The organism is Aestuariivivens marinum, from assembly GCF_022662175.1.
Classification (GTDB): Bacteria; Bacteroidota; Bacteroidia; order Flavobacteriales; family Flavobacteriaceae; genus Aestuariivivens; species Aestuariivivens marinum.
Window position 1 is genome coordinate 32,473 of record NZ_JAKMCR010000005.1, and the last position, 21,225, is coordinate 53,697.

25 protein-coding genes are annotated in these 21,225 nt (G+C 35.5%); 17 read left to right on the forward strand and 8 right to left on the reverse strand.

Annotation, left to right across the window (positions count from 1 at the left end):
* Positions 1–14 precede the first annotated feature (14 nt).
* From MR053_RS11775 to MR053_RS11840, 14 genes are all read left to right on the forward strand, one after another.
* Positions 15–1,139, forward strand: coding sequence for a PQQ-dependent sugar dehydrogenase (locus MR053_RS11775; RefSeq protein ID WP_242132633.1), 1,125 nt, complete (start codon positions 15–17; stop codon positions 1,137–1,139).
* 62 nt (positions 1,140–1,201) lie between these two features.
* A complete protein-coding gene (locus MR053_RS11780) occupies positions 1,202–1,621 on the forward strand; it encodes a c-type cytochrome (RefSeq protein ID WP_242132634.1) in 420 nt (139 codons plus the stop codon).
* Positions 1,622–1,667: 46 nt separating this feature from the next.
* Positions 1,668–2,273, forward strand: coding sequence for a uridine kinase (udk, locus tag MR053_RS11785; RefSeq protein WP_223551707.1), 606 nt, complete (start codon positions 1,668–1,670; stop codon positions 2,271–2,273).
* Position 2,274: 1 nt separating this feature from the next.
* Positions 2,275–2,598: an FtsB family cell division protein gene (locus MR053_RS11790; protein WP_242132635.1), complete on the forward strand. Its 324-nt coding sequence runs from the start codon at positions 2,275–2,277 to the stop codon at positions 2,596–2,598.
* Positions 2,591–3,964, forward strand: a complete 1,374-nt coding sequence (locus tag MR053_RS11795; RefSeq protein ID WP_242132636.1) for a methylmalonyl-CoA mutase subunit beta — start codon at positions 2,591–2,593, stop codon at positions 3,962–3,964. Before MR053_RS11790 ends, MR053_RS11795 begins: the two co-directional genes overlap by 8 nt.
* Positions 3,954–4,607: a hypothetical protein gene (locus tag MR053_RS11800; RefSeq protein WP_242132637.1), complete on the forward strand. Its 654-nt coding sequence runs from the start codon at positions 3,954–3,956 to the stop codon at positions 4,605–4,607. The genes MR053_RS11795 and MR053_RS11800 overlap by 11 nt, the downstream gene beginning before the upstream one ends.
* Positions 4,608–6,743, forward strand: a complete 2,136-nt coding sequence (gene scpA / locus MR053_RS11805) for a methylmalonyl-CoA mutase (protein ID WP_242132638.1) — start codon at positions 4,608–4,610, stop codon at positions 6,741–6,743. It begins immediately after the preceding gene.
* 122 nt (positions 6,744–6,865) lie between these two features.
* The gene (locus MR053_RS11810; protein WP_242132639.1) at positions 6,866–7,630 is read left to right on the forward strand and encodes a ParA family protein; all 765 of its coding nucleotides are present in this window, start codon (positions 6,866–6,868) and stop codon (positions 7,628–7,630) included.
* A gap of 1 nt (position 7,631) precedes the next feature.
* On the forward strand, positions 7,632–8,543 hold the full coding sequence (locus MR053_RS11815; protein ID WP_242132640.1) for a ParB/RepB/Spo0J family partition protein: 912 nt from the start codon (positions 7,632–7,634) through the stop codon (positions 8,541–8,543).
* Positions 8,533–9,150, forward strand: a complete 618-nt coding sequence (locus tag MR053_RS11820) for a DUF5683 domain-containing protein (RefSeq protein ID WP_242132641.1) — start codon at positions 8,533–8,535, stop codon at positions 9,148–9,150. Before MR053_RS11815 ends, MR053_RS11820 begins: the two co-directional genes overlap by 11 nt.
* Before the next feature lie 2 nt (positions 9,151–9,152).
* Entirely contained in the window at positions 9,153–9,854 is a 702-nt protein-coding gene (gene dapB, locus MR053_RS11825; RefSeq protein ID WP_242132642.1) for a 4-hydroxy-tetrahydrodipicolinate reductase, read from the forward strand.
* Positions 9,855–9,990: 136 nt separating this feature from the next.
* The gene (lepB, locus tag MR053_RS11830) at positions 9,991–11,562 is read left to right on the forward strand and encodes a signal peptidase I (protein ID WP_242132643.1); all 1,572 of its coding nucleotides are present in this window, start codon (positions 9,991–9,993) and stop codon (positions 11,560–11,562) included.
* 88 nt (positions 11,563–11,650) lie between these two features.
* Complete coding sequence (locus MR053_RS11835; RefSeq protein ID WP_242132741.1) at positions 11,651–12,274, forward strand: WbqC family protein; 624 nt, start codon at positions 11,651–11,653, stop codon at positions 12,272–12,274.
* Entirely contained in the window at positions 12,274–12,582 is a 309-nt protein-coding gene (locus MR053_RS11840) for a DUF6122 family protein (RefSeq protein WP_242132644.1), read from the forward strand. The genes MR053_RS11835 and MR053_RS11840 overlap by 1 nt, the downstream gene beginning before the upstream one ends.
* A gap of 85 nt (positions 12,583–12,667) precedes the next feature.
* On the opposite strand, the gene MR053_RS11845 is transcribed toward MR053_RS11840, so the two are convergent.
* From MR053_RS11845 to MR053_RS11880, 8 genes are all read right to left on the reverse strand, one after another.
* Positions 12,668–13,696, reverse strand: coding sequence for an endonuclease/exonuclease/phosphatase family protein (locus MR053_RS11845; RefSeq protein ID WP_242132645.1), 1,029 nt, complete (start codon positions 13,694–13,696; stop codon positions 12,668–12,670).
* Positions 13,697–13,791: 95 nt separating this feature from the next.
* Positions 13,792–14,658 carry a rhomboid family intramembrane serine protease gene (locus tag MR053_RS11850; RefSeq protein ID WP_242132646.1) on the reverse strand — a complete coding sequence of 289 codons (867 nt, stop codon included), beginning with the start codon at positions 14,656–14,658 and terminating at the stop codon, positions 13,792–13,794.
* On the reverse strand, positions 14,655–15,404 hold the full coding sequence (locus tag MR053_RS11855; RefSeq protein ID WP_242132647.1) for a rhomboid family intramembrane serine protease: 750 nt from the start codon (positions 15,402–15,404) through the stop codon (positions 14,655–14,657). The genes MR053_RS11850 and MR053_RS11855 overlap by 4 nt, the downstream gene beginning before the upstream one ends.
* Positions 15,405–15,407: 3 nt before the next feature.
* On the reverse strand, positions 15,408–17,261 hold the full coding sequence (gene mutL / locus MR053_RS11860) for a DNA mismatch repair endonuclease MutL (RefSeq protein WP_242132648.1): 1,854 nt from the start codon (positions 17,259–17,261) through the stop codon (positions 15,408–15,410).
* A 3-nt stretch (positions 17,262–17,264) separates the two neighbouring features.
* Positions 17,265–17,567: a hypothetical protein gene (locus MR053_RS11865; RefSeq protein ID WP_223551692.1), complete on the reverse strand. Its 303-nt coding sequence runs from the start codon at positions 17,565–17,567 to the stop codon at positions 17,265–17,267.
* A gap of 17 nt (positions 17,568–17,584) precedes the next feature.
* The gene (locus MR053_RS11870) at positions 17,585–17,815 is read right to left on the reverse strand and encodes a hypothetical protein (RefSeq protein WP_242132649.1); all 231 of its coding nucleotides are present in this window, start codon (positions 17,813–17,815) and stop codon (positions 17,585–17,587) included.
* A gap of 190 nt (positions 17,816–18,005) precedes the next feature.
* On the reverse strand, positions 18,006–18,491 hold the full coding sequence (gene ribH, locus MR053_RS11875; RefSeq protein ID WP_242132650.1) for a 6,7-dimethyl-8-ribityllumazine synthase: 486 nt from the start codon (positions 18,489–18,491) through the stop codon (positions 18,006–18,008).
* Position 18,492: 1 nt separating this feature from the next.
* Positions 18,493–19,263 carry a tetratricopeptide repeat protein gene (locus tag MR053_RS11880; protein ID WP_242132651.1) on the reverse strand — a complete coding sequence of 257 codons (771 nt, stop codon included), beginning with the start codon at positions 19,261–19,263 and terminating at the stop codon, positions 18,493–18,495.
* 139 nt (positions 19,264–19,402) lie between these two features.
* Here MR053_RS11880 and recF point away from each other — a divergent pair, with 139 nt between their 5' ends.
* The 3 genes from recF (at position 19,403) to MR053_RS11895 (ending at position 21,078) form a co-directional block, all read left to right on the forward strand.
* On the forward strand, positions 19,403–20,482 hold the full coding sequence (gene recF / locus MR053_RS11885; protein WP_242132652.1) for a DNA replication/repair protein RecF: 1,080 nt from the start codon (positions 19,403–19,405) through the stop codon (positions 20,480–20,482).
* A gap of 9 nt (positions 20,483–20,491) precedes the next feature.
* Positions 20,492–20,788 (forward strand): DUF721 domain-containing protein, encoded by a 297-nt coding sequence (locus MR053_RS11890; protein WP_223551687.1) that lies wholly within the window; start codon positions 20,492–20,494, stop codon positions 20,786–20,788.
* 98 nt (positions 20,789–20,886) lie between these two features.
* On the forward strand, positions 20,887–21,078 hold the full coding sequence (locus MR053_RS11895; protein WP_223551686.1) for a cold-shock protein: 192 nt from the start codon (positions 20,887–20,889) through the stop codon (positions 21,076–21,078).
* Positions 21,079–21,225 lie beyond the last annotated feature (147 nt).

The window sequence follows — 21,225 nt, forward strand, 5'->3', positions numbered from 1 at the left end:
TTGAATTGTATATTATGAAAAAGATCAACTCCCTTCTAGTTATACTATTTATAGCATGTGCAGCTTGTGCGCAACAAACAGAATCTGAAGTAAAAGCTGAAAATCCGATTACTTTAAATTACAGTACAGAATTGATTGTTCCAGACTTAAACATACCTTGGGGCTTAGCTTTTTTGCCAGACGGCAGCATGCTAATTACCGAAAAATCAGGAACACTCATTCATTTTAAGGATGGACAAAAAACCACTATCGAAGGCGCGCCAGAAGTATACCCTAGAGGTCAGGGTGGTTTTCTGGATATACAATTGCATCCCGATTATGAAAACAATGGGTGGATTTACATGACCTATAGTTCACAGGAAGGCGAAGGTGATGGTGGAAATACGGCTTTAATGCGAGCAAAACTAAGCAGTAATTCTCTGGTAGAAAAGCAAGTACTGTATAAAGCAGTACCTAACACCAAAAAGGGGCAGCATTGGGGATCTAGAATCGCTTTTGACAATGAGGGATATTTATACTTTTCGGTTGGAGACAGGGGTAACAGGGACGTTAATCCACAAGACATCACCAAAGACGGCGGTAAAATTTATAGGCTAAACGATGATGGCAGTATACCCGCCGACAACCCTTTTGTGAATACCGAAAACGCTAAAATCGCTATTTTTAGCTATGGACACAGAAACCCACAAGGCATGGCAAGAAACCCATTTACAGGTGCCATTTGGGTAAACGAACACGGCCCACAGGGCGGCGATGAAATCAATATCATCCAAAAAGCAAAAAATTACGGTTGGCCCATAATATCTTACGGTATTAATTACGACGGTTCCTCCTTTACCGATTTAACCGAAAAAGAAGGCATGGAACAACCCTTGTTCTATTGGGTCCCTTCCATTGCTCCTTGTGGGATGACTATTGTATCTTCTAATAAATACCCCGATTGGAAAGGCAATGTGCTTGTAGGCTCCTTAAAGTTTAAGTACCTAGAACGTCTTGTTTTGGAAAATAATAAAGTTATAAAACGCGAAAAGCTATTTGAAGATATTGGTAGAGTAAGAAATGTTATTGAAGCCCCTAATGGATATATCTATATAGCCGTAGAAGGAAAAGGTATTTACAAAATAGTTCCAAAACAATAGTATTTATAGAAATAAAAATTTCAAACAGTGGTTAACCACTATAATTAAGAAGCACTTAGTACATGAAATTATTCACCATTTACCTCATTACCCTAACATCACTTTACCTATTAAACCCCAACAACAAAGAACACCTAACCCAACAAACACCATTAGAAGCCAGTATCGCACGAGGCAGTGAAATTTATACCGATTTCTGTGCTACCTGCCATATGCCCAATGGGGAAGGCGTTGAAATGGTTAATCCGCCATTGGCAAAATCAGATTTTCTACTGAAAAATAGGGAAGAAAGTATAAGAGGCATTAAATATGGTCGGGAAGGAGAAATAACTGTTAATGGCAAAACTTACAATGGCATTATGGCTCCTTTAGGACTTAGTGATGATGAAGTTGCTGATGTGATGAATTATATTACCAACAGCTGGGGTAATAAAAACGATAAAATGGTCACAGAAGAAGAAGTTTTTAAAATTAAAAAATAAGTTTCAACATTTAATTAATTTTGTAAGACTAACTCAAACATGAATTATGTTGATTATTGGAATTGCTGGTGGAACTGGCTGTGGTAAAACCACGGTTGTCAATCAAATACTAAATGAACTACCCGAAGGCGAAGTGGGTGTGATTTCACAGGACTCCTATTATAAAGATACTTCACACTTAACCTATGAAGAACGTGTAAATATTAATTTTGACCATCCAAGATCTATTGATTTTGATTTACTGGTATCACAATTAAAAGACCTGAAAAACAATATACCAATACACCAACCTGTTTACTCATTTGTTAAGCACAATAGAACGGGAGACACTATTTTAACCCATCCCAGAAAGGTGATTATTGTTGAAGGTATTTTAATTTTAACCAACCCTGAACTTAGGGACATGTTCGATATAAGAATGTTTGTTCATGCCGATACGGACGAACGCCTAATAAGGCGTTTAAAGCGTGATATTTCTGAACGTGGCAGGGATTTAAACGAAGTGCTCACCCGATATCAAACCACGCTAAAACCCATGCACGACCAATTTATTGAACCAATGAAAGAATATGCAGACATCATCATACCAAACAATAAATACAACACCGTGGCTATAGATATCGTTAAAACTATTATATACAACAAACTTTAAAATGGGCATCTTAAAAAAGAAATATTTAAAACCCTTTAAAAACTGGTTTGTGATCATCATTATAGGATTTGTTGTTTGGATGCTATTTTTTGATGCCAATTCATGGCTAATACACAACGAACTCAATAATGATATTGATGCATTGGAAGCCGAAAAGGAATATTACAAAAGGGAAATTGAAAAGGATAACAAAGCCATTGAAAATTTAAAAACCGATGAAGGTTTGGAAAAATTTGCAAGGGAAGAATATTATATGAAGCGGGAAAATGAAGAAATTTATATTATTGAATATGAAGACAGCTTAAAAACCAAACCAAATGAATAACCGTTTGTTTGATGATTTTAATGATGTTTCGGCCAAGCAGTGGAAACAAAAAATTCAGTTCGATCTAAAAGGAGCAGACTATAACGACACCCTTGTTTGGAATACCGATGAGGATATTGCCGTAAAACCCTTTTACCATGCCGATGATTTTAAGGAACTTCCCGAAATATCAAACACGGAGACAACCCAGTGGAAAATTTGTCAGTCTATTTTTGTTTCAAATGCAGAAAAAGCAAATACAAAGGCCATTGATGCCATTGAATGTGGTTCAGATAGCATCAAGTTTGTTTTGCCCCATGCCAATATTTCTTTAAAAAACTTATTGAAAAGCATCGATTTAAACAAAACTTCTCTTCATTTGGAATTACAATTTGTTTCCGATGATTTTATAAGCAAATTATCATCCTTGGATTCAAAGTCTATATTTGTTCATACCGATATTATAGGAAATCTTGCCAAATCAGGAAATTGGTATAACAACCTAAATGAGGATTTTAATCAATTTGAAGACATCCTCAAAAGCACCAAATCATTTACCGTTAATACATCACTATATCAAAATGCAGGAGCTACCATGGTACAGCAATTGGCCTATAGCCTAGCCCATGCCAATGAATATTTGAATCATCTGGATAACTCTGTCATCACGAGACAAACAAAGCAATCACTTCAATTAACTTTTAATGTTTCAATTGGCACTAATTATTTCTTCGAAATAGCCAAACTAAGGGCACTAAGGTTACTTTGGAAAACACTGGCTTCAGAATATCAAGTCAATACCGATTGTCATATCTTAGCGACCCCTACCAAACGCAATAAAACGCTTTACGACTATAATACCAACATGTTACGAACAACCACCGAATGTATGAGTGCTATTTTAGGAGGTGCCAACACAATTTGTAATTTACCTTACGATGCCATTTACCATAAATCGAATGCCTTTGGTGTACGCATCGCTAGAAACCAACTGCTAATTTTAAAACATGAAAGTTATTTCAATAAAGTGGATAATCCATGCGATGGCACTTACTATATTGAAACCCTAACCCAGCAACTAGCCGAAAAAGTCTTAAATCTGTTTAAGGATATTGAAACCAATGGAGGTTTTCTAAAACAGCTTAAAAATGGTACCATTCAGCGTAAGATAAAAGAAAGTGCCCAAAAGGAACAAACAGCCTTTAACAATGGTGATGAAATTTTATTAGGCACCAATAAGTATCCCAATCCTAATGATAAAATAAAAGACGATCTGGAGCTTTATCCTTTTGTAAAAACCAAACCCAGAAAAACATTAATAGAACCTATTATAGAACATCGGTTATCTGGACCATTAGAACAAAAACGTTTAAAAAATGAACAGTAATATGAACCCAAAACTTAATTTAATTACTTTTTTATCTGTATTAACCCTGCTAGGTTGCAAAAAAGAACAATCTTTTACCGATTTTGAATTCACCGACAAAGGTATAGTGTTAAACTGCGAAACCCTAGATACTAAATTATATAATGAAGCCCTGTTTGCTTTCGAAAGTGATGTGGTTAATTTTTATGGTAAAAACAACCCAAACCCAAATCAATTAAGGGCTTATTCACAGTTTGTTCGAGATGCAATATACAATCGTGCAAAATATACCGAAATGGTGTCACCACATACTGTAAAGGTTTTTCAAGCCTTAAAGAATGACAACGATTTATGGGATGCCAATAACCCAAAAAGTCATTTAAATTATAACAGCACTTTTTTTAACTGTATCGCCAATAACATTCAAAACAAAGATTTAAAAACAACGCTTAACGCCCTGGTCTCTACCAACAGCATGAGCCCTAAACTTTTTGGAGCACCATTAAGCTCACAATATAGCTTAGCCATTAGGGACAAATACCTAGCGGCCTATATAGCTTTTGATTTATTTTACGCAAAATTATTTGATGTAGATCTTTCTACAATCAGTTCAAGAAACACTAACGAATCAAAACTGGGTACTAATACAGAGCATAATCACTAAATGCGAAAAAGCCTCCAACATATTAGCCTAAAGCCTGAAACTGTAAATTATAAGCGGGAAGAAAGATACTTTGATACAGCCGAAGGCATCGCGGTAAAATCGACTTACACCAAGGATGATATTGAAAACTTGGAACACCTTAACTTTACTGCTGGTATTCCGCCTTATTTGCGTGGTCCATATAGTACCATGTACGTTCGAAGACCATGGACTATTAGGCAATATGCAGGTTTTTCTACTGCCGAAGAAAGCAATGCTTTTTATAGACGTAATTTAGAAGCAGGTCAAAAAGGGCTTTCCGTTGCCTTTGATTTGGCCACCCATCGGGGTTATGATAGTGACCATGAACGTGTGGTTGGCGATGTGGGAAAAGCAGGTGTGGCTATAGATTCAGTTGAGGATATGAAAATTCTCTTCAATCAGATTCCGTTAGATAAAATGAGTGTTTCCATGACCATGAACGGTGCAGTATTACCCATTATGGCTTTTTATATTGTAACAGCTGAAGAACAAGGAGTTAACTTGCAGCAGTTATCAGGTACCATTCAAAATGACATCCTAAAGGAGTTCATGGTTCGTAACACTTATATTTATCCGCCAACAGCTTCCATGAAAATCATTTCAGATATTTTTGAATTTACCAGTAAACACATGCCTAAATTCAATAGTATTAGTATTTCAGGCTACCATATGCAGGAAGCTGGAGCTACCTGCGATATTGAATTGGCCTATACCCTAGCCAACGGATTGGAATATCTTAGAACAGGAATTAAGGCAGGCATGGATATTGATACCTTCGCTCCTCGCCTATCCTTCTTTTGGGCCATTGGCATGAACCATTTTATGGAAATCGCAAAAATGCGTGCGGCACGTATGCTTTGGGCCAAATTGGTGAAGCAGTTTAATCCAAAGAATGAAAAATCATTGGCATTACGCACTCATTGTCAAACATCGGGCTGGAGCTTAACAGAACAAGACCCTTTCAACAATGTGGCTCGAACCACCATTGAAGCGGCGGCCGCTGCTTTTGGTGGCACACAAAGCTTGCACACCAATGCCTTGGACGAAGCCATTGCCCTGCCCACTGATTTTTCGGCACGTATAGCCAGAAACACCCAATTGTTTCTGCAAGAGGAAACCAAAATCACTAAGACTGTCGATCCATGGGCTGGAAGTTATTACGTCGAAAGACTAACACACGACATTGCACACAAAGCATGGCTGCTTATTGAAGAAGTTGAAACTTTGGGAGGCATGACCAAAGCCATTGAGGCCGGCATACCTAAAATACGTATCGAAGAAGCAGCTGCAAAAAAACAGGCCCGTATTGATTCTGGGCAAGACTTAATAGTAGGTGTCAATAAATACCGATTGGAAAAGGAAGACCCAATTACAACTTTAGAAGTTGACAACCAAACCGTTAGAAACGAACAGATAGCACGTTTAAATACTATAAAAGCCCACAGAAACAATATTAAAGTTAAAAGTGCTCTTACCGATTTAACCCAAGCAGCAAAAAATTCCTTAAATTCGAAAAAAACAGATACCAACTTACTGGCTTTAGCAATTGAAGCTGCCCGAGCACGTGCCACATTAGGTGAAATAAGCAATGCTTTGGAAATAGCCTTCGGACGTTTTAGAGCTGAAATAAAATCATTTTCTGGCGTGTACAGTAAAGAGATAAAAGACGATACGTCGTTTAAAAAAGCCCAACAATTGGCAAATATTTTTGCCGAACAGGACGGTAGAAGACCACGTATAATGATCGCAAAAATGGGACAAGACGGTCATGATCGTGGGGCAAAAGTAGTGGCCACTGGCTATGCAGATATAGGCTTTGATGTAGATATTGGACCGTTATTCCAAACACCACAAGAAGTTGCTAAACAAGCTGTTGAGAACGACGTACATGTTTTAGGTGTATCGTCATTAGCTGCAGGTCATAAAACCTTGGTGCCGCAAGTTATTGAAGCCCTTAAAGCTTATGATCGAGATGATATTATGGTTATTGTGGGCGGTGTAATACCCAAACAGGACTATCAATTTTTATTTGATGCAGGTGCCATTGCTGTTTTTGGTCCCGGAACCAAAATAAGCGATACCGCCATTACCATTTTAGAGATTTTAATTGATTAGGTTTTTTATCTACAAACACATTATGTCATAGATATACATTTTTTATACATACTGTTAACAAGTTCCATTTTTATTCCTCATAAATAATTGTATTTTTACCGCTTACAAAACCAAATCATTTAATGGGTAAAATCATTGCTATTGCTAATCAAAAAGGAGGTGTAGGCAAAACCACAACGTCCATAAACTTAGCAGCTTCACTTGGTGTTCTAGAAAAAAAAGTCTTGCTTATTGATGCCGATCCGCAAGCCAATGCTACTTCGGGTATTGGAATTGATGTAGAATCTGTTAAAATAGGCACCTACCAACTTTTAGAGCATTCCAATACGGCTGAAGAGGCCATTATAAAAACCGAAACCCCTAATCTAGATGCCATACCGGCTCACATAGACTTAGTGGCAATTGAAATAGAGCTTGTAGACAAGGATAATAGAGAATACATGCTCAAAACAGCAATAAGCACAATTAAAGAAGCTTATGATTATATTATCATAGATTGTGCGCCATCACTGGGTTTACTCACCCTAAATGCATTAACGGCTGCAGATGCTGTAATTATCCCTATCCAATGCGAATATTTTGCTTTGGAAGGTTTAGGAAAATTATTGAATACCATTAAAAGTGTTCAAAAAATCCATAACCCTGAGTTGGACATAGAAGGATTACTGTTAACCATGTACGACTCACGTTTAAGATTATCTAACCAAGTGGTGGAAGAAGTACAAAAACATTTCAATAATATGGTATTCCAAACTATTATTCAACGAAATGTACGGTTAAGCGAAGCACCTAGTTACGGTGAAAGCATAATTAATTACGATGCCAGTAGCAAAGGTGCAACGAATTACTTAAGTTTGGCAAAGGAAATTATCAATAAAAACGATTAATATGGCTAAGGCAACTAAAAAACAAGCTTTAGGTAGAGGGTTGTCGGCGCTTTTAAAAGATCCTGAAAATGACATTCAATCGGTTCAGGATAAAAATGCCGATAAAGTTATAGGTAATATCATTGAGTTGGATATTGATTTTATTGAGGTTAACCCGTTTCAACCTAGAACCAATTTTAGTGAGGAGTCCATTCGCGAACTAGCATCATCCATAAAAGAATTGGGGATTATACAACCCATAACGGTTAGGAAATTAGATTTCAACAAATACCAATTGGTTTCTGGTGAACGCCGTTACAGGGCATCCAAACTTGTAGGATTGGAAACCATTCCTGCCTATATTAGGATTGCCAACGACCAAGAATCTCTGGAAATGGCTTTGGTTGAAAACATTCAACGCCAAGATTTAGATCCCATAGAGATTGCATTATCTTACCAACGTTTAATAGATGAAATTAATTTAACCCAAGAGCAGATGAGTGAACGTGTTGGAAAAAAACGTTCTACTATTGCCAACTATTTGAGGTTGCTAAAGCTTGATCCTATTATTCAAACAGGTATGAGAGATGGCTTTATAAGTATGGGACACGGCAGGGCGTTAATTACTATTGAAGACCAAGCATCACAATTGGATATTTATGAAAATATCCTTGCCAATAAACTTTCTGTTAGGGAAACCGAGGAATTGGTGCGCAACTACAGTACTTCTCCTGAATCAAAAACAAGCATCAATAAAACTACAGAAGAAGACATCCCTAAGTACATTAAAAAAGGAATTACTGCATTTTCAGAATACTTTGGACATAAAATAGACGTTAAAGTTTCTAAAAACGGGAAAGGAAAAATCACTATACCGTTCCATTCCGAAGAAGATTTTAACCGGATTAAAAAATTAGTTCAGAGTGCCAAATAAACGTAGCATAGCAGCAAGTATATGTTCTCTACTGTTTTGCTTTTCAGTTCTTGCCCAAGACAAAGAGAATCAAAACCAAGAAGGCTCTCCAAAGATTATAAATGAAGAAGCCATAGTGTTTAGTGAAGATATCAATCCGCTATCTCCTGCTAAAGCTGCATTTTTATCGGCAGTATTACCAGGCTTAGGACAAGCCTACAACAAAAAATATTGGAAAATTCCTCTTGTATATGGTGCCTTGGGTACTGGAATCTATTTTTACATCAACAACAATAAGGAATACAATAGATACAGAGATGCTTTTAAAAGTCGTTTAGCAGGTTTTAAAACAGACGAATTTTACTTTGGACCGCAAGGTGAAGAATTAACAACACCTCGAATTACGGACGATGGCTTACAACGTGCACAAAAATTTTATAGAAGAAATAAAGAACTCTCCCTATTAATAACCATAGGAATTTATGCCCTAAATATTATCGATGCTAATGTTGATGCGCATTTATTACAATATAATGTAGACGATAACCTATCTTTGTCACCACATTACAGAATAAACGAGATTGATGCTAAAGGTAATTTGGGTTTAACTTTAAATTTTAAATTTTAGATATGAACATTGCTTTGTTAGGATACGGAAAAATGGGACAGACCATAGAGCAAATAGCTATTAATAGAGGGCATAATATAGTACTTACCGTTGATAAAGACGATAAAGACTTTGACATCACCAAAGCAGATGTGGCTATAGATTTTAGCATCCCAAATGTAGCATTCAACAACATTGCGCTTTGCTTGAACAACAATGTACCTGTAGTTTCTGGGACTACAGGATGGTTAGATCACTACGATAAGGCTGTGGCACTATGCAAGGAAAAACAAGGCGGGTTTATTTATGCTTCGAACTACAGTTTGGGCGTAAATATCTTTTTTGAACTAAATAAGACCTTAGCAAAAATGATGAGTTCGCTCAATCAATACAATATAAGTATGGAAGAAATTCATCATACCCAAAAACTGGATGCCCCAAGTGGTACAGCTATTTCTTTGGCCAACGATATTATTGAAAATCACAATAAGGTTAATGCCTGGAAATTAGATGAGGCCAGTGAAAATACAATCCCTATTATTTCTAAACGTATAGCAGATGTTCCCGGAACCCATAGCATTCACTATAAAAGTGAAGTAGACACCATCAATATAGAGCATGTTGCACATAACCGCCAAGGGTTCGCCCTAGGCGCCGTTATTGCAGCAGAATGGTTAGTAGGTAAAACGGGGGTTTTTAACATGAAAGATGTACTAGGGATTTAATCAATTTCCAATGATAAATCTTTGTTAAAAATAAGCCAATCAATGAACAAGGATTTTTATTTCATCTAGAAAAACTGCAAATTTGAACATTAAAAATTAATCTCTTGCCAAAAGGCAAACCACAATAGAAAAGATTATGACGTTAACACAATGGTTTACATTTCTATTAGTCATCCAACTTATGCATGGTCTAGGTACATGGAAATTATATATTATAGCGGGCAGAAAAGCCTGGGAAGCATTTGTTCCTGTTTATAATGGTATTATCCTAATGAAAATAATTAACCGTCCATGGTGGTGGATTATTTTAATGTTCCTGCCCATTGTTAACCTCATTATGCTTATTGTAGTTTGGGTAGAAACGGCAAGGAGTTTTGGCAAAAACTCCTATAACGATACGTTTTTGGCCGTTGTTACCCTAGGGTTCTACAACTACTATTTAAACTATGTTGCTGATGTAAACTATGTTGAAGATCGAAGCATACAGCCTAAGTCTGGCTCTGGTGAATGGACCAGCTCCATTTTGTTTGCTATTGTTGCGGCAACCATTGTGCATACCTATTTTATGCAACCTTTCACCATCCCGTCGTCCTCTTTGGAAAAATCGTTATTGGTAGGCGACTTTTTGTTTGTTAGTAAATTTCATTATGGGGCAAGGGTGCCTATAACGACCGTAGCTGCCCCTATGGTTCATGACACTATCCCAGGGTTAAAAACCAAATCCTATTTATTTGATGACCATAAAGGCAGTAAGTCATGGAAAAACAAGTTACAGTTACCCTATTTACGACTTCCGGGTTTTGAAAACATAAAGCGTAATGAAATAGTGGTGTTCAACCAACCAGCAGACACCTTGTTGAACATGAACGATTTTCATCCTGATAGAAACTATTATAAACCCATAGACAAAAAAACCAATTTGGTAAAGCGTTGTGTGGGTTTACCAGGGGATTCCTTAGAAGTGCGTGATGGCTATGTTTATATAAATGGCAAACAAAACCAATTGCCCGATAGAGCAAAATTGCAGTTTAGTTATTATGTGCAGCCAAAAAATGGTGGATTCAGCCTTAATTTTCTAAAGGAACGTTATGATATTACAGATCCTCCAAGACCTTTCCCAAACACCTATGTTTTTCCTGCGATTACCGATGATGGTGTTACTAAATTTAAAAATCATCCAAATGTAGCGACTATTATCCCTGCTAAAGCTGAAAAAGGGGTTAGGGACGCCAATATATTTCCACATCACCCCGATTATAAATGGAATACCGATTTTTTTGGGCCTTTATATATTCCAGAAAAAGGAAAAACTATTGATATCAACTTAGAAGTACTTCCGCTTTACAAGCGTGTCATTACCGAATACGAAGGGAATACGCTTCTGGTAAAAGGCAACCAAATTTTAATTAATGGTGAAACGGCAAACACCTATACTTTTAAACAGGATTATTACTGGATGATGGGTGATAACCGCCATAACTCTATCGATGCCCGCGCCTGGGGATTTGTCCCTTTTGACCATGTAGTTGGAAAGCCCGTGTTTATTTGGATGAGTTGGGACGGACTTAAAAATCCACGTTGGGAACGCTTTTTCACTACCGTTCATGGGAAAGGTAAAGCAACTTCCTATTTCATTCCTTTTTTAGTTGTTCTGTTTGGTTGGATAGGTTTTAGCAAATGGCAAAAGCGAAAGAAATCAAACAGTTGATTGTCATTCCTGCGAAGGCAGGAATCTTATAAATTGAAACTTAAAGTACTAAAAAATGGATTCCTGCCTTCGCAGGAATGACATGAAAATGAACATATTAATCCACCCTACATACTTCCCGACTATAGCCCATTTTGTTGCCATGGTTAAAGCCAAGGAAGTGATGTTTGAAATGGACGATAATTTTGTTAAGCAAACCTATAGAAATCGAACTTATATTTACGGTGCTAATGGTAAGTTAGCTTTAAATATTCCTGTAATACATACCCAGAAAAACAGACAAAAGTATAGGGATGTCAAAATTTTCAATACAGAAAATTGGCAGGGCATCCATTGGAAATCATTGCTTACTGCTTATAGAACATCACCTTTTTTTGAATATTATGAAGATGATCTAGCACCCCTTTTTCAAAAACAGTATGACTATATTTTAGACTTTAACCTTAATTGTTTTGATGCCGTTTGTGATTGTTTACAACTGGATTTAAACATCTCAAAATCTGAAATTTATAAAGAAACCGTTGAAGATTACATTGATTATCGTCACTTGGTTAAGGCCAAAAAAGAACATTCTTATAACTTCAAACCATATACTCAAGTGTTTAGTGACAAACATGGTTTTATTCCTAACTTGAGTGTTTTGGATTTACTGTTTAACGAAGGCCCTAATACATTAACCTATTTGGAATCCCAAGAATTAAAATTAATGTAATGCTACAGTCCTTTGCCCATTATGGTTGCCATTTTTTATTACCCTTGGCAATAGCTTTATTATTTTATAAATCCAATTGGAAAATGGCTTACCTAATTATGTTAGCTGCTTTTGTAATTGATTTAGACCATTTATTGGCTACTCCTGTTTTCGATTCCAATAGATGTAGTATTGGTTTTCATCCTTTACATTCGTCTTTTGCCATTACATTCTATATTTTTCTCTTGGTGCCAAAAAAATCAAGGCTGATAGCTCTAGGATTGGTTATCCATATCCTTTCTGATTTAGTGGATTGTAGCTTTATGTAGATCCTTTCCCTATAGGAAAGTAATTAGTTATTGGGTTAATGGTTAATAGGGATTTTACCATCACTGCCTACAGAATACTGCCCACCTATTCTTTATCCAAGCTCAACGTTGTCATTATGGGGTAATGGTCTGAATAACTCTCACTATATGTCTTAAAACCATTAACAGTAAAGTCTTCATCAGCAAAAATGTAATCAATACGTACTGGAAAAAATTTAATATTATACGTACTACCAAAGCCATTACCAGTTTCTTTAAAAGTATCGTTTAAATTGCCTTTGATTTTTTGGTATACATACGAAAACGCCGTGTTATTAAAATCACCACAAATAATCATTTTATATCGGCATTGCTTTTTGTGCATTAAAAACAATTCGGTTTGAAACTGTTGCATTTTAAAGGTTTGGCTTACCCGCTTAAACAAGCGTTCGGAATCTTCTTTTTTAAGACTTTCAACATTAGTATTGATGTGCATGGATTCTAAGTGGATATTATAAACCCTAATCGTATCTTCTCCTTTTACAATATCGGCAAAAACAGCATTGTTACCAGTATCGGGAAACTCTACAGAACCACTATTTATTATAGGAAACTGTGAAAAAATGGCCTGACCATGCTTTACCTTTTTACCAGAAAGTTTTTCGTATTTATATTTAAAGAAAGAGAGGTTGACATTATTATGTGGATGATATTCCTGCAAACTTAAAATATCAGGTGTCTGGGCTTTTATAAAATCGGTGATTTTGGTTTCAATGTGCTTTTCGGGGATCCATTCGTACAAATTGAATAACCTCACATTATAATTCATTACTTTTAAACTGTTGGTTGCTTCAATATTCTTTGATCCTGAAAACTTATACAACGACCCATAAAAAAGATAACCTATAAATAAGGCAATAAACGATAAGAGCAGTTGTTTTTTAAGCTTTAGCAACCAGTATAAAAAACATAACGCATTGGTGAGTATCAAAAAAGGTACACCTAAATTAAGTACCGCCAATATGGAAAACGTTTTTGGGGGTAGTAAAGGCAATAAATAAGATAATAAAAGAACTGCAGCCAATATCGCATTGACACCATAAATTATCCTATTAAATAAACCCAATTTCTTCACTTTAAATTAATAGTTATTGGTTATTACATTAATGGTCATTTTGGTGTATTATTAATCCATCCTGACATTTGAACATTAGAACTGCACACCCAAAGCTATTTACCTGCCCTAAACAAAAGCTCCTTTTCTTCTGCCGTTAGGCTATCGTAGCCACTCTTACTAATTTTATCCAAAATAATATCAATCTGTTTTTGCTTGTTAAATGCATTAAAATCACCTTTAGTAAAACCGCCAACCTTACTTTTATTTTTATGCACAGTTTTTAATGGTTTTCTTTTGGGCGACTTAAACAGACTTACCACAGTATCCATAAACCTTTCAAAACCTTTACCAATATCGGTGCCCTTGGTTAACTGTTTGGCATAAAAATAGCCTAAAAGCGCACCCCCTAAATGGGCTATATTACCTCCAGAATTTCCCAAAATAGGATCTTTTATTCCAGAAATAACTCCTAGTACATCCAATACAACTATAACCAAACCAATATACCATAATTTTATGTTTACGGTAAAAAACCGGAATTCCATATTGGGTATATAAGCACATAAAAAAATAAGCAAGGCCCTCACAGAAGCCGAAGCACCTACCAACCGTGAGTTTACAAAAACGTCTGGAAACAGGTTGTAAAGCAATAAATAGAGCATAGCCCCACTAATGGCTCCAAGAAAGTAAATGTTTAAAGCCATTTTAGGGCTGAACAGGTTCAAAATCCATTGGGCTATAACATAAAGCCATAACATATTGAACAGAATGTGCATAAAATCATAATGCACAAAAGCATAGGTCACCACACTCCATGGCTGGAGTATAAATGTATTAAAGTTACTTGGCAATTCAAACCAGCTAACAACCGATTTAAAGATTGCACCTAAAAGAAAGACCGCTAGATTAATGGCGATTATCTTTTCTAATACATTTAGGCGTTGCAACTTATTTTTTATGTCCTGTGATAACGATGTCATAAATCCCACCGGTTTTTATTAAACTGTGTTTTTTTCCAATACCACATAATAAAACCACCCGTTATCGCTCCACCCACATGGGCGAAATGTGCAATATTTGCTCCACCAAAAATAGATTGACCTTTGAGTCCCAAAATAGTTTCAATAATAAGTAGCGCAGGAATAAAATATTTTGCTTTTACAGGAATCGGCAAAAAAATCAACATTAATCTAGCTTCGGGATTCATTATTCCAAAAGCCGCTAAAATTCCCATCAAGCAACCCGATGCTCCAACCATAGTAACACTATACAAATAATATGCTTCCTGCAAATATTGATGCTGTACAGAAGTCATTCCATCAACACCCCTTGCTTTTGAGAGCATTTCTAAAATTTCTGTTTTTGAATAACCTGAAGCAACCAAATCGTTAAAATGGGGTAAAAATCTAAAATAATATTCACCTAACTGTAAAGCCAAAGCACCAAGACCTGCTGAAAAATAAATAAATAAAAAGCGATTTGACCCCAAAACCTGTTCTACTGGCGTACCAAACATCCACAAACCAAACATGTTCAAGGCTAAATGCATTAAACCGCCATGCATAAACATATGGGTTATAATCTGCCAGTAGTTAAAACTTTCACTTTTTGGAAAATGCATAGCAAACCAATCATAGAAAGTAGTTCCTCCAATAGCCAATGTTCCAATAAACATGAGCACATTAATAATTAATAAATGCTTAACCGTATCTGAAATCCTCATCATAAACTATATAAATTTTTTATCCAACTCGTCTACCCCAACCGTAATAAAAGTCAACCTATTGGTTGGAGACACATTGGGTTCTTTGCAAGCAAAAAGTTTATTCACTATATGTTCCTGTTCGTCCTTTTTTAAGGTTTGTCCTGTTTTTATGGCCAAACTTTTAGACATTGATTTTGCAAGCAAATCCGTTGTACTAAAGTTGGCATCAGGCACCTCGTTCTGTACATCGCTTATAAGCTGCTCCAAGATAATGGACACCTCACTTTCTGGCACACCTAAAGGGAGTCCTGTAATTTCTATCGATTCGTTTTCAATACTTGAAAACATAAAACCCATATGCTCCAAATCGTCCCTCAACGGTTTAATGATTTCTATTTCCTGAACCGAAAAATGCAACTGTAAAGCAAACAACAATTGTTGACTTACCCCCTGCTTAACTGTTATATTTTGGAGAAAATCTTCGTACAATATACGTTGGTGGGCACGGTATTGGTCTATAACCAACATACCTGATTTAATGGTACTAATAATGTATTTATTATGAAGTTGATAGGTAGTACTTATGTGTTCCTTTTGGTCGTCGTTTTCAAACAGCGAGCTCTCCGATTTTTCGGTTTCAAATTCTACATTAGTAAAGTTATTGTCAGTCGCCATTTCCCTAGATTCCAAGCCTACATATAAACCATCCCAATGACCAGTAGACTGTTTTTTAAAACTGGATGTAAGCTGTCTGTTGGATTGCTTTTGTTCTTGAAACGGATTAAAATTTCGATCCACTTCAATCTTTGGAGGTTCTATTGTTGACTTTGAATAATTATAGGGTGTATCTAAATTGGAATCCCGTTCAAAATCAAGTACGGGCGCAATATTAAACTGTCCAAGGCTGTGCTTTACTGAGGAACGCAAAATGGCATAAAGGGTATGCTCGTCATCAAACTTGATTTCGGTTTTTGTAGGATGAATATTGATATCAATGGATTGAGGGTCTACTTTTAGGTTTAAAAAATAACTAGGGTGCATCCCAGTTTTAATCAACCCTTCGAAAGCCGACAATATGGCATGGTTTAAATAGGCACTTTTAATGAAACGGTCATTCACAAAAAAATACTGTTCACCTCTTGTTTTTTTGGCAAACTCTGGTTTTCCTATAAAACCGGATATTTTTAAAACATCTGTTTCTTCTTCAACAGGCACTAATTTTTCGTTGGTCTTATTCCCAAAAACATTTACAATGCGCTGCCTATAATTACTAACCGGTAAATTAAAGGTGTCACTACCATTATTATACAACAAAAAATGAATACTGGGATGCGCTAAGGCCACACGATGGAATTCATCAATAACATGGCGTAGTTCTACAGTATTAGATTTTAAAAAATTGCGTCTTGCAGGAATATTAAAAAATAGGTTTTTAACTGAAATAGAGGTACCGCTAGGAGTAACCACTACTTCCTGGGAGATTACTTCACTACCTTCAATGGTTATTGAAGTACCTACTTCATCCTGTTCTTGTTTGGTTTTAAGTTCCACATGTGCTATAGCAGCTATACTTGCTAGTGCTTCTCCCCGAAACCCCTTAGTATGCAGTTGAAATAAATCGTCGGCCGTTCTAATCTTTGACGTGGCATGCCGTTCGAAGCTTAAACGGGCATCGGTAGTGCTCATCCCCTTACCGTTATCTATAACCTGAATAAGGGTTTTTCCGGCATCTTTAACAATTAACTTTATGGTTGTTGCTCCAGCATCAATAGCATTTTCCAATAGCTCTTTAACTACCGAAGCTGGTCGTTGCACAACTTCACCTGCAGCTATTTGATTGGCTACATGATCGGGTAATAGCTGAATAATATCTGCCATGAATTATTTTGAAAAGAAAATAGAGAGATCGAAATCAATAATAAAAAGAAAAATCAAGACAAAAAAACCTATTAATACTAAAATTGTTTTATTAAATCCAGAATTATTTCTATTTCTATTATTCATCCTAGCTTCATGCCATTGGCCCGAAAAGTCACTTTTATTATAGGCATCTGCATAAGCATCAAATCTTGTAGCATATTTTGTTTCGTCTGTTTCCTCTTTTCCTTTATAATACCTTGGTGTATAATTAAACCTTTTATTTCTCGGCAATTTCTTAATTAAAGTGAATTTTATTGGTCCCATGATTTTTAAGTTTTAGGTTACAGGTATCTCTTTTCCAACAAATACATACAAATCAATAATAATACCAAAACCAGAATTAAAGTAGTGAGTTTCACTCCACCTTTAAGCTTTCGCTTACCAGATTGGGCTTCTTTCCATTTCGAAACAAAATCTGATTTTCCAGAAGCATCTAAGCCAGAATCACCTTCATTAATTTTAGTAAATCTAGGCTTATAATTAAAGGTCCTATGCTTTCGCTGTTTAAACAAAGTACATTGTGCTTATCCCCAAAAATACAAACTAAAGTTTGAAGTTAAAAGTTAAAAGTCAGAAGAATAGTGAAACTTATCAAGAAGGTATACACCATAAAATATTAGTAATATATTAGCGGAAGATTGATGTAGATTGGGTATTGCTTTTTTCCAACTATCTACCAAAAAGCCCTGATGCAAAAAATATTTAACTATTTTTTCTTAGCACTGCCATTTTAATAGCCGCTATAGCCGCTTCAGTACCTTTGTTCCCGTGTTTACCTCCGGAACGTTCTTGAGCCTGCTGCATTGTATTATCGGTAAGTACACAAAAGATAACAGGGGTTTCACGATTCACATTAAGGTCTTTTATGCCCTGTGACACAGCTTCGCAAACAAAGTCGAAGTGTTTGGTTTCTCCTTGAATAACACTTCCAATGGCAATAACGGCATTTACCATTTGCTCTTGCATTTTTTTACAACCATAGATCAGTTCAAAGCTACCGGGCACATTCCACCTTATGATATTATTAGGTAAAACGCCTTGCTCGATAAGGGTATTATATGCCCCTTCAAACAGTTTTTCTGTAATGGTATTGTTCCATTCTGAAACAACAATCCCAAACCGAAATTTATTCGCGCTTGGGATTGTTGCTTTATCATAGTCTGATAAATTTTTGTTTGCCGTAGCCATATTATTTATTTGCCAATACTTGTGCTTTTCCTATAAATACATCTATATTGGAAGCCTCGGTAGCATTGGAATAGTCTTCCTTAATACGCTCAAAATAATCTAACGCCTTCTTTGCCTGTCCCAAATCTAATGCTATGGTGCCTGCCTTAAATAAATACATAGGCGTTGTATATTCATTATCTCGCATATTAGCAGCTTCTTCATAATAACTTAAAGCATCATCAGGTTGATTTAACTGTACAAAAGCATCTCCAATATTTCCTTTAGCCAATGGTGCCAAAATTTCATCATCGCTTTTAAAATTACTTAAATACTCAACGGCATTCTTGTAATCCTTTAATCTTAAATAGGCCGTTCCAGCATAGTAATTGGCCAAATTGGCTGCAGGCGTACCACCATATTCCTTTACAATATCCAACATACCATATTTCCCTTCACCACCGTTTAACGCCAAATTGTACAAAGAGTCTTTTTCAACGCCATTAACGGCATCCTCAAAATATTTTTGCGCTTGGAACATATCGTTCATAGCCATAATCTGTTTTGGTTTTGCTATAAACTCTTTATATCCTAGAGACCCCAATACAACAACAGCAACAATACCTATAATTATAAAGATATATTTTTGGTTCTTTTCAACAAATGCCTCTGTCTTAGATGCCGTTTCATCCAACGTGTTAAAAACCTCTGCGGTTGTCGAACCTTCCTCTATATTATGTTCCTTTTCTACTTTAGTTTTTGGTTTGTAACCTCTTTTATTATAAGTTGCCATATATTCTATATTAATGCGCCGCAAAAATATAATTTTTCTTTATAACTAAAAGGGTATTTATTTGATTATTTTCAATAATTTGCATCCCTCATTGTTTTGGCATTACCACGAATTAAATACGCTAATAGTCTTTATTTTTATGATTTTAAAATCACTTTCTTTAATCAATTACAAAAATTTTGACAGCAAATCGCTTGACCTTAACGAAAAAATAAATTGTATTGTTGGTAATAATGGCATTGGAAAAACCAATATTTTAGATGCCATTTATCATCTTTCGTTTGGAAAAAGCTATTTTAATCCGGTAGCAACCCAAAACATTAAACACGGTGAAGATTTTTTTGTAATTAATGGTGAGTACATAAAAAATGAAAAACCGGAAAAGGTAGTGGTAAGCCTAAAACGAGGTCAAAAAAAAGTGATTAAGCGCAATGGTAAACCTTACGACAAGTTTAGTGAACACATTGGTTTTTTACCATTAGTCATTATTTCACCTGCCGATAGGGATTTAATTGTAGAAGGTAGCGATGTACGCCGTAAATTTATTGATAGTGTGATTTCACAAAGCGATAAAACATATCTATCCAATCTTCTTAATTACAACAAAATATTGGCACAACGCAATGCACTTTTAAAATATTTTGCTTTAAACCACACCTTTAACCCAGACACTATTGCTGTTTATAATGACCAACTAACTCAATATGGTACAGTTGTTTTTGAAAAAAGGCAACAATTTTTAGAAACGTTTACCCCTATTTTTAAAACGCGATACAAAACCATTAGCAATGGTAATGAAAAAATAGGCTTAGTTTACAATAGTCATTTGTTTGAGGATCATCTTAAATCTTTACTTAAACAACAAATCAATAAAGACAAAGCGCTTCAATATACTAGTGTAGGTATCCATAAAGACGATTTGTCTTTTAATATTGAAGGGCATCCCATAAAGAAGTTTGGAAGTCAGGGCCAACAAAAATCATTTCTAGTTGCATTAAAATTGGCACAATTCGATTTTATCAAAGCACAAAGTGGTGTCAATCCTATTTTGTTATTGGATGATATTTTTGATAAATTGGACGAGCACCGTGTAGCACAAATTATTAAATTAGTTGGTGAGGATAGTTTCGGACAAATATTTATTAGCGACACACATGCCGAACGTACCGAAAACACTGTGAAACAAGCTCACCAATCGTATGAGGTTTTTAAATTGTAATTAATTGCCATGCCAAAACGAAACAACGAACATATTAGCATAAAAGACGCTTTAAAAGAATTTGTTGAAACCAATAAATTAGATAAAGGTCTGGACAAAGTAAATGTTGTAGATGCTTGGGTTAAACTAATGGGTAATGGGGTAAACAATTATACCACTGGTATTCGTTTGGAACGTGAAACACTTTACATTCAATTAAGTTCCAGTGTTTTGCGGGAAGAATTAAGTTATGGCAAGCAAAAAATAATAACCATGCTTAATGAAGAGTTAGGCAAGGAAATTATTAAAAAATTGATTTTGCGCTAATTACATTTTAAATCAAATTAAAAAAAAAACTGTATAAAACCTGCAAGCTATTATTATTTAAACTACCTTTGACACTTAATTTTTTTAATACAAATACAATGAGTAAAGGTACAGTAAAGTTCTTTAATGATTCCAAAGGGTTTGGTTTTATCATTGAAGAAGGAAACAACAAAGAACATTTTGTTCACATTTCTGGATTAATTGATGAAGTTCGTGAAGGTGATGAAGTTGAATTTGATCTACAGGAAGGTAGAAAAGGTTTAAACGCAGTAAACGTAAAAGTTATCTAATCTAAATTATATACACTTTAACATTACAATGAAAGCCTGTCATTATTTTGACAGGCTTTTTTTGTAAAAAACCCTTCGATCTTTAATTAATAAGGAAATAAATCTTTTTAAAAGATTAAATTACCGTCCTTTTCATGAAGGATATAT

What these genes read in the sequence shown, in the direction of transcription:
- MR053_RS11865 (WP_223551692.1), bottom strand. Translation starts at nt 17,567, where the DNA reads ATGGGACCAATAAAATTCACTTTAATTAAGAAATTGCCGAGAAATAAA.
- MR053_RS11890 (WP_223551687.1), top strand. Translation starts at nt 20,492, where the DNA reads ATGCCAAAACGAAACAACGAACATATTAGCATAAAAGACGCTTTAAAA.
- MR053_RS11880 (WP_242132651.1), bottom strand. Translation starts at nt 19,263, where the DNA reads ATGGCAACTTATAATAAAAGAGGTTACAAACCAAAAACTAAAGTAGAA.
- ribH (WP_242132650.1), bottom strand. Translation starts at nt 18,491, where the DNA reads ATGGCTACGGCAAACAAAAATTTATCAGACTATGATAAAGCAACAATC.
- MR053_RS11850 (WP_242132646.1), bottom strand. Translation starts at nt 14,658, where the DNA reads ATGACATCGTTATCACAGGACATAAAAAATAAGTTGCAACGCCTAAAT.
- MR053_RS11775 (WP_242132633.1), top strand. Translation starts at nt 15, where the DNA reads ATGAAAAAGATCAACTCCCTTCTAGTTATACTATTTATAGCATGTGCA.
- MR053_RS11815 (WP_242132640.1), top strand. Translation starts at nt 7,632, where the DNA reads ATGGCTAAGGCAACTAAAAAACAAGCTTTAGGTAGAGGGTTGTCGGCG.
- lepB (WP_242132643.1), top strand. Translation starts at nt 9,991, where the DNA reads ATGACGTTAACACAATGGTTTACATTTCTATTAGTCATCCAACTTATG.
- MR053_RS11855 (WP_242132647.1), bottom strand. Translation starts at nt 15,404, where the DNA reads ATGATGAGGATTTCAGATACGGTTAAGCATTTATTAATTATTAATGTG.
- MR053_RS11795 (WP_242132636.1), top strand. Translation starts at nt 2,591, where the DNA reads ATGAATAACCGTTTGTTTGATGATTTTAATGATGTTTCGGCCAAGCAG.
- MR053_RS11810 (WP_242132639.1), top strand. Translation starts at nt 6,866, where the DNA reads ATGGGTAAAATCATTGCTATTGCTAATCAAAAAGGAGGTGTAGGCAAA.
- MR053_RS11835 (WP_242132741.1), top strand. Translation starts at nt 11,651, where the DNA reads ATGAACATATTAATCCACCCTACATACTTCCCGACTATAGCCCATTTT.
- mutL (WP_242132648.1), bottom strand. Translation starts at nt 17,261, where the DNA reads ATGGCAGATATTATTCAGCTATTACCCGATCATGTAGCCAATCAAATA.
- MR053_RS11895 (WP_223551686.1), top strand. Translation starts at nt 20,887, where the DNA reads ATGAGTAAAGGTACAGTAAAGTTCTTTAATGATTCCAAAGGGTTTGGT.
- MR053_RS11840 (WP_242132644.1), top strand. Translation starts at nt 12,274, where the DNA reads ATGCTACAGTCCTTTGCCCATTATGGTTGCCATTTTTTATTACCCTTG.
- MR053_RS11800 (WP_242132637.1), top strand. Translation starts at nt 3,954, where the DNA reads ATGAACAGTAATATGAACCCAAAACTTAATTTAATTACTTTTTTATCT.
- scpA (WP_242132638.1), top strand. Translation starts at nt 4,608, where the DNA reads ATGCGAAAAAGCCTCCAACATATTAGCCTAAAGCCTGAAACTGTAAAT.
- MR053_RS11790 (WP_242132635.1), top strand. Translation starts at nt 2,275, where the DNA reads ATGGGCATCTTAAAAAAGAAATATTTAAAACCCTTTAAAAACTGGTTT.
- udk (WP_223551707.1), top strand. Translation starts at nt 1,668, where the DNA reads ATGTTGATTATTGGAATTGCTGGTGGAACTGGCTGTGGTAAAACCACG.
- MR053_RS11780 (WP_242132634.1), top strand. Translation starts at nt 1,202, where the DNA reads ATGAAATTATTCACCATTTACCTCATTACCCTAACATCACTTTACCTA.
- recF (WP_242132652.1), top strand. Translation starts at nt 19,403, where the DNA reads ATGATTTTAAAATCACTTTCTTTAATCAATTACAAAAATTTTGACAGC.
- dapB (WP_242132642.1), top strand. Translation starts at nt 9,153, where the DNA reads ATGAACATTGCTTTGTTAGGATACGGAAAAATGGGACAGACCATAGAG.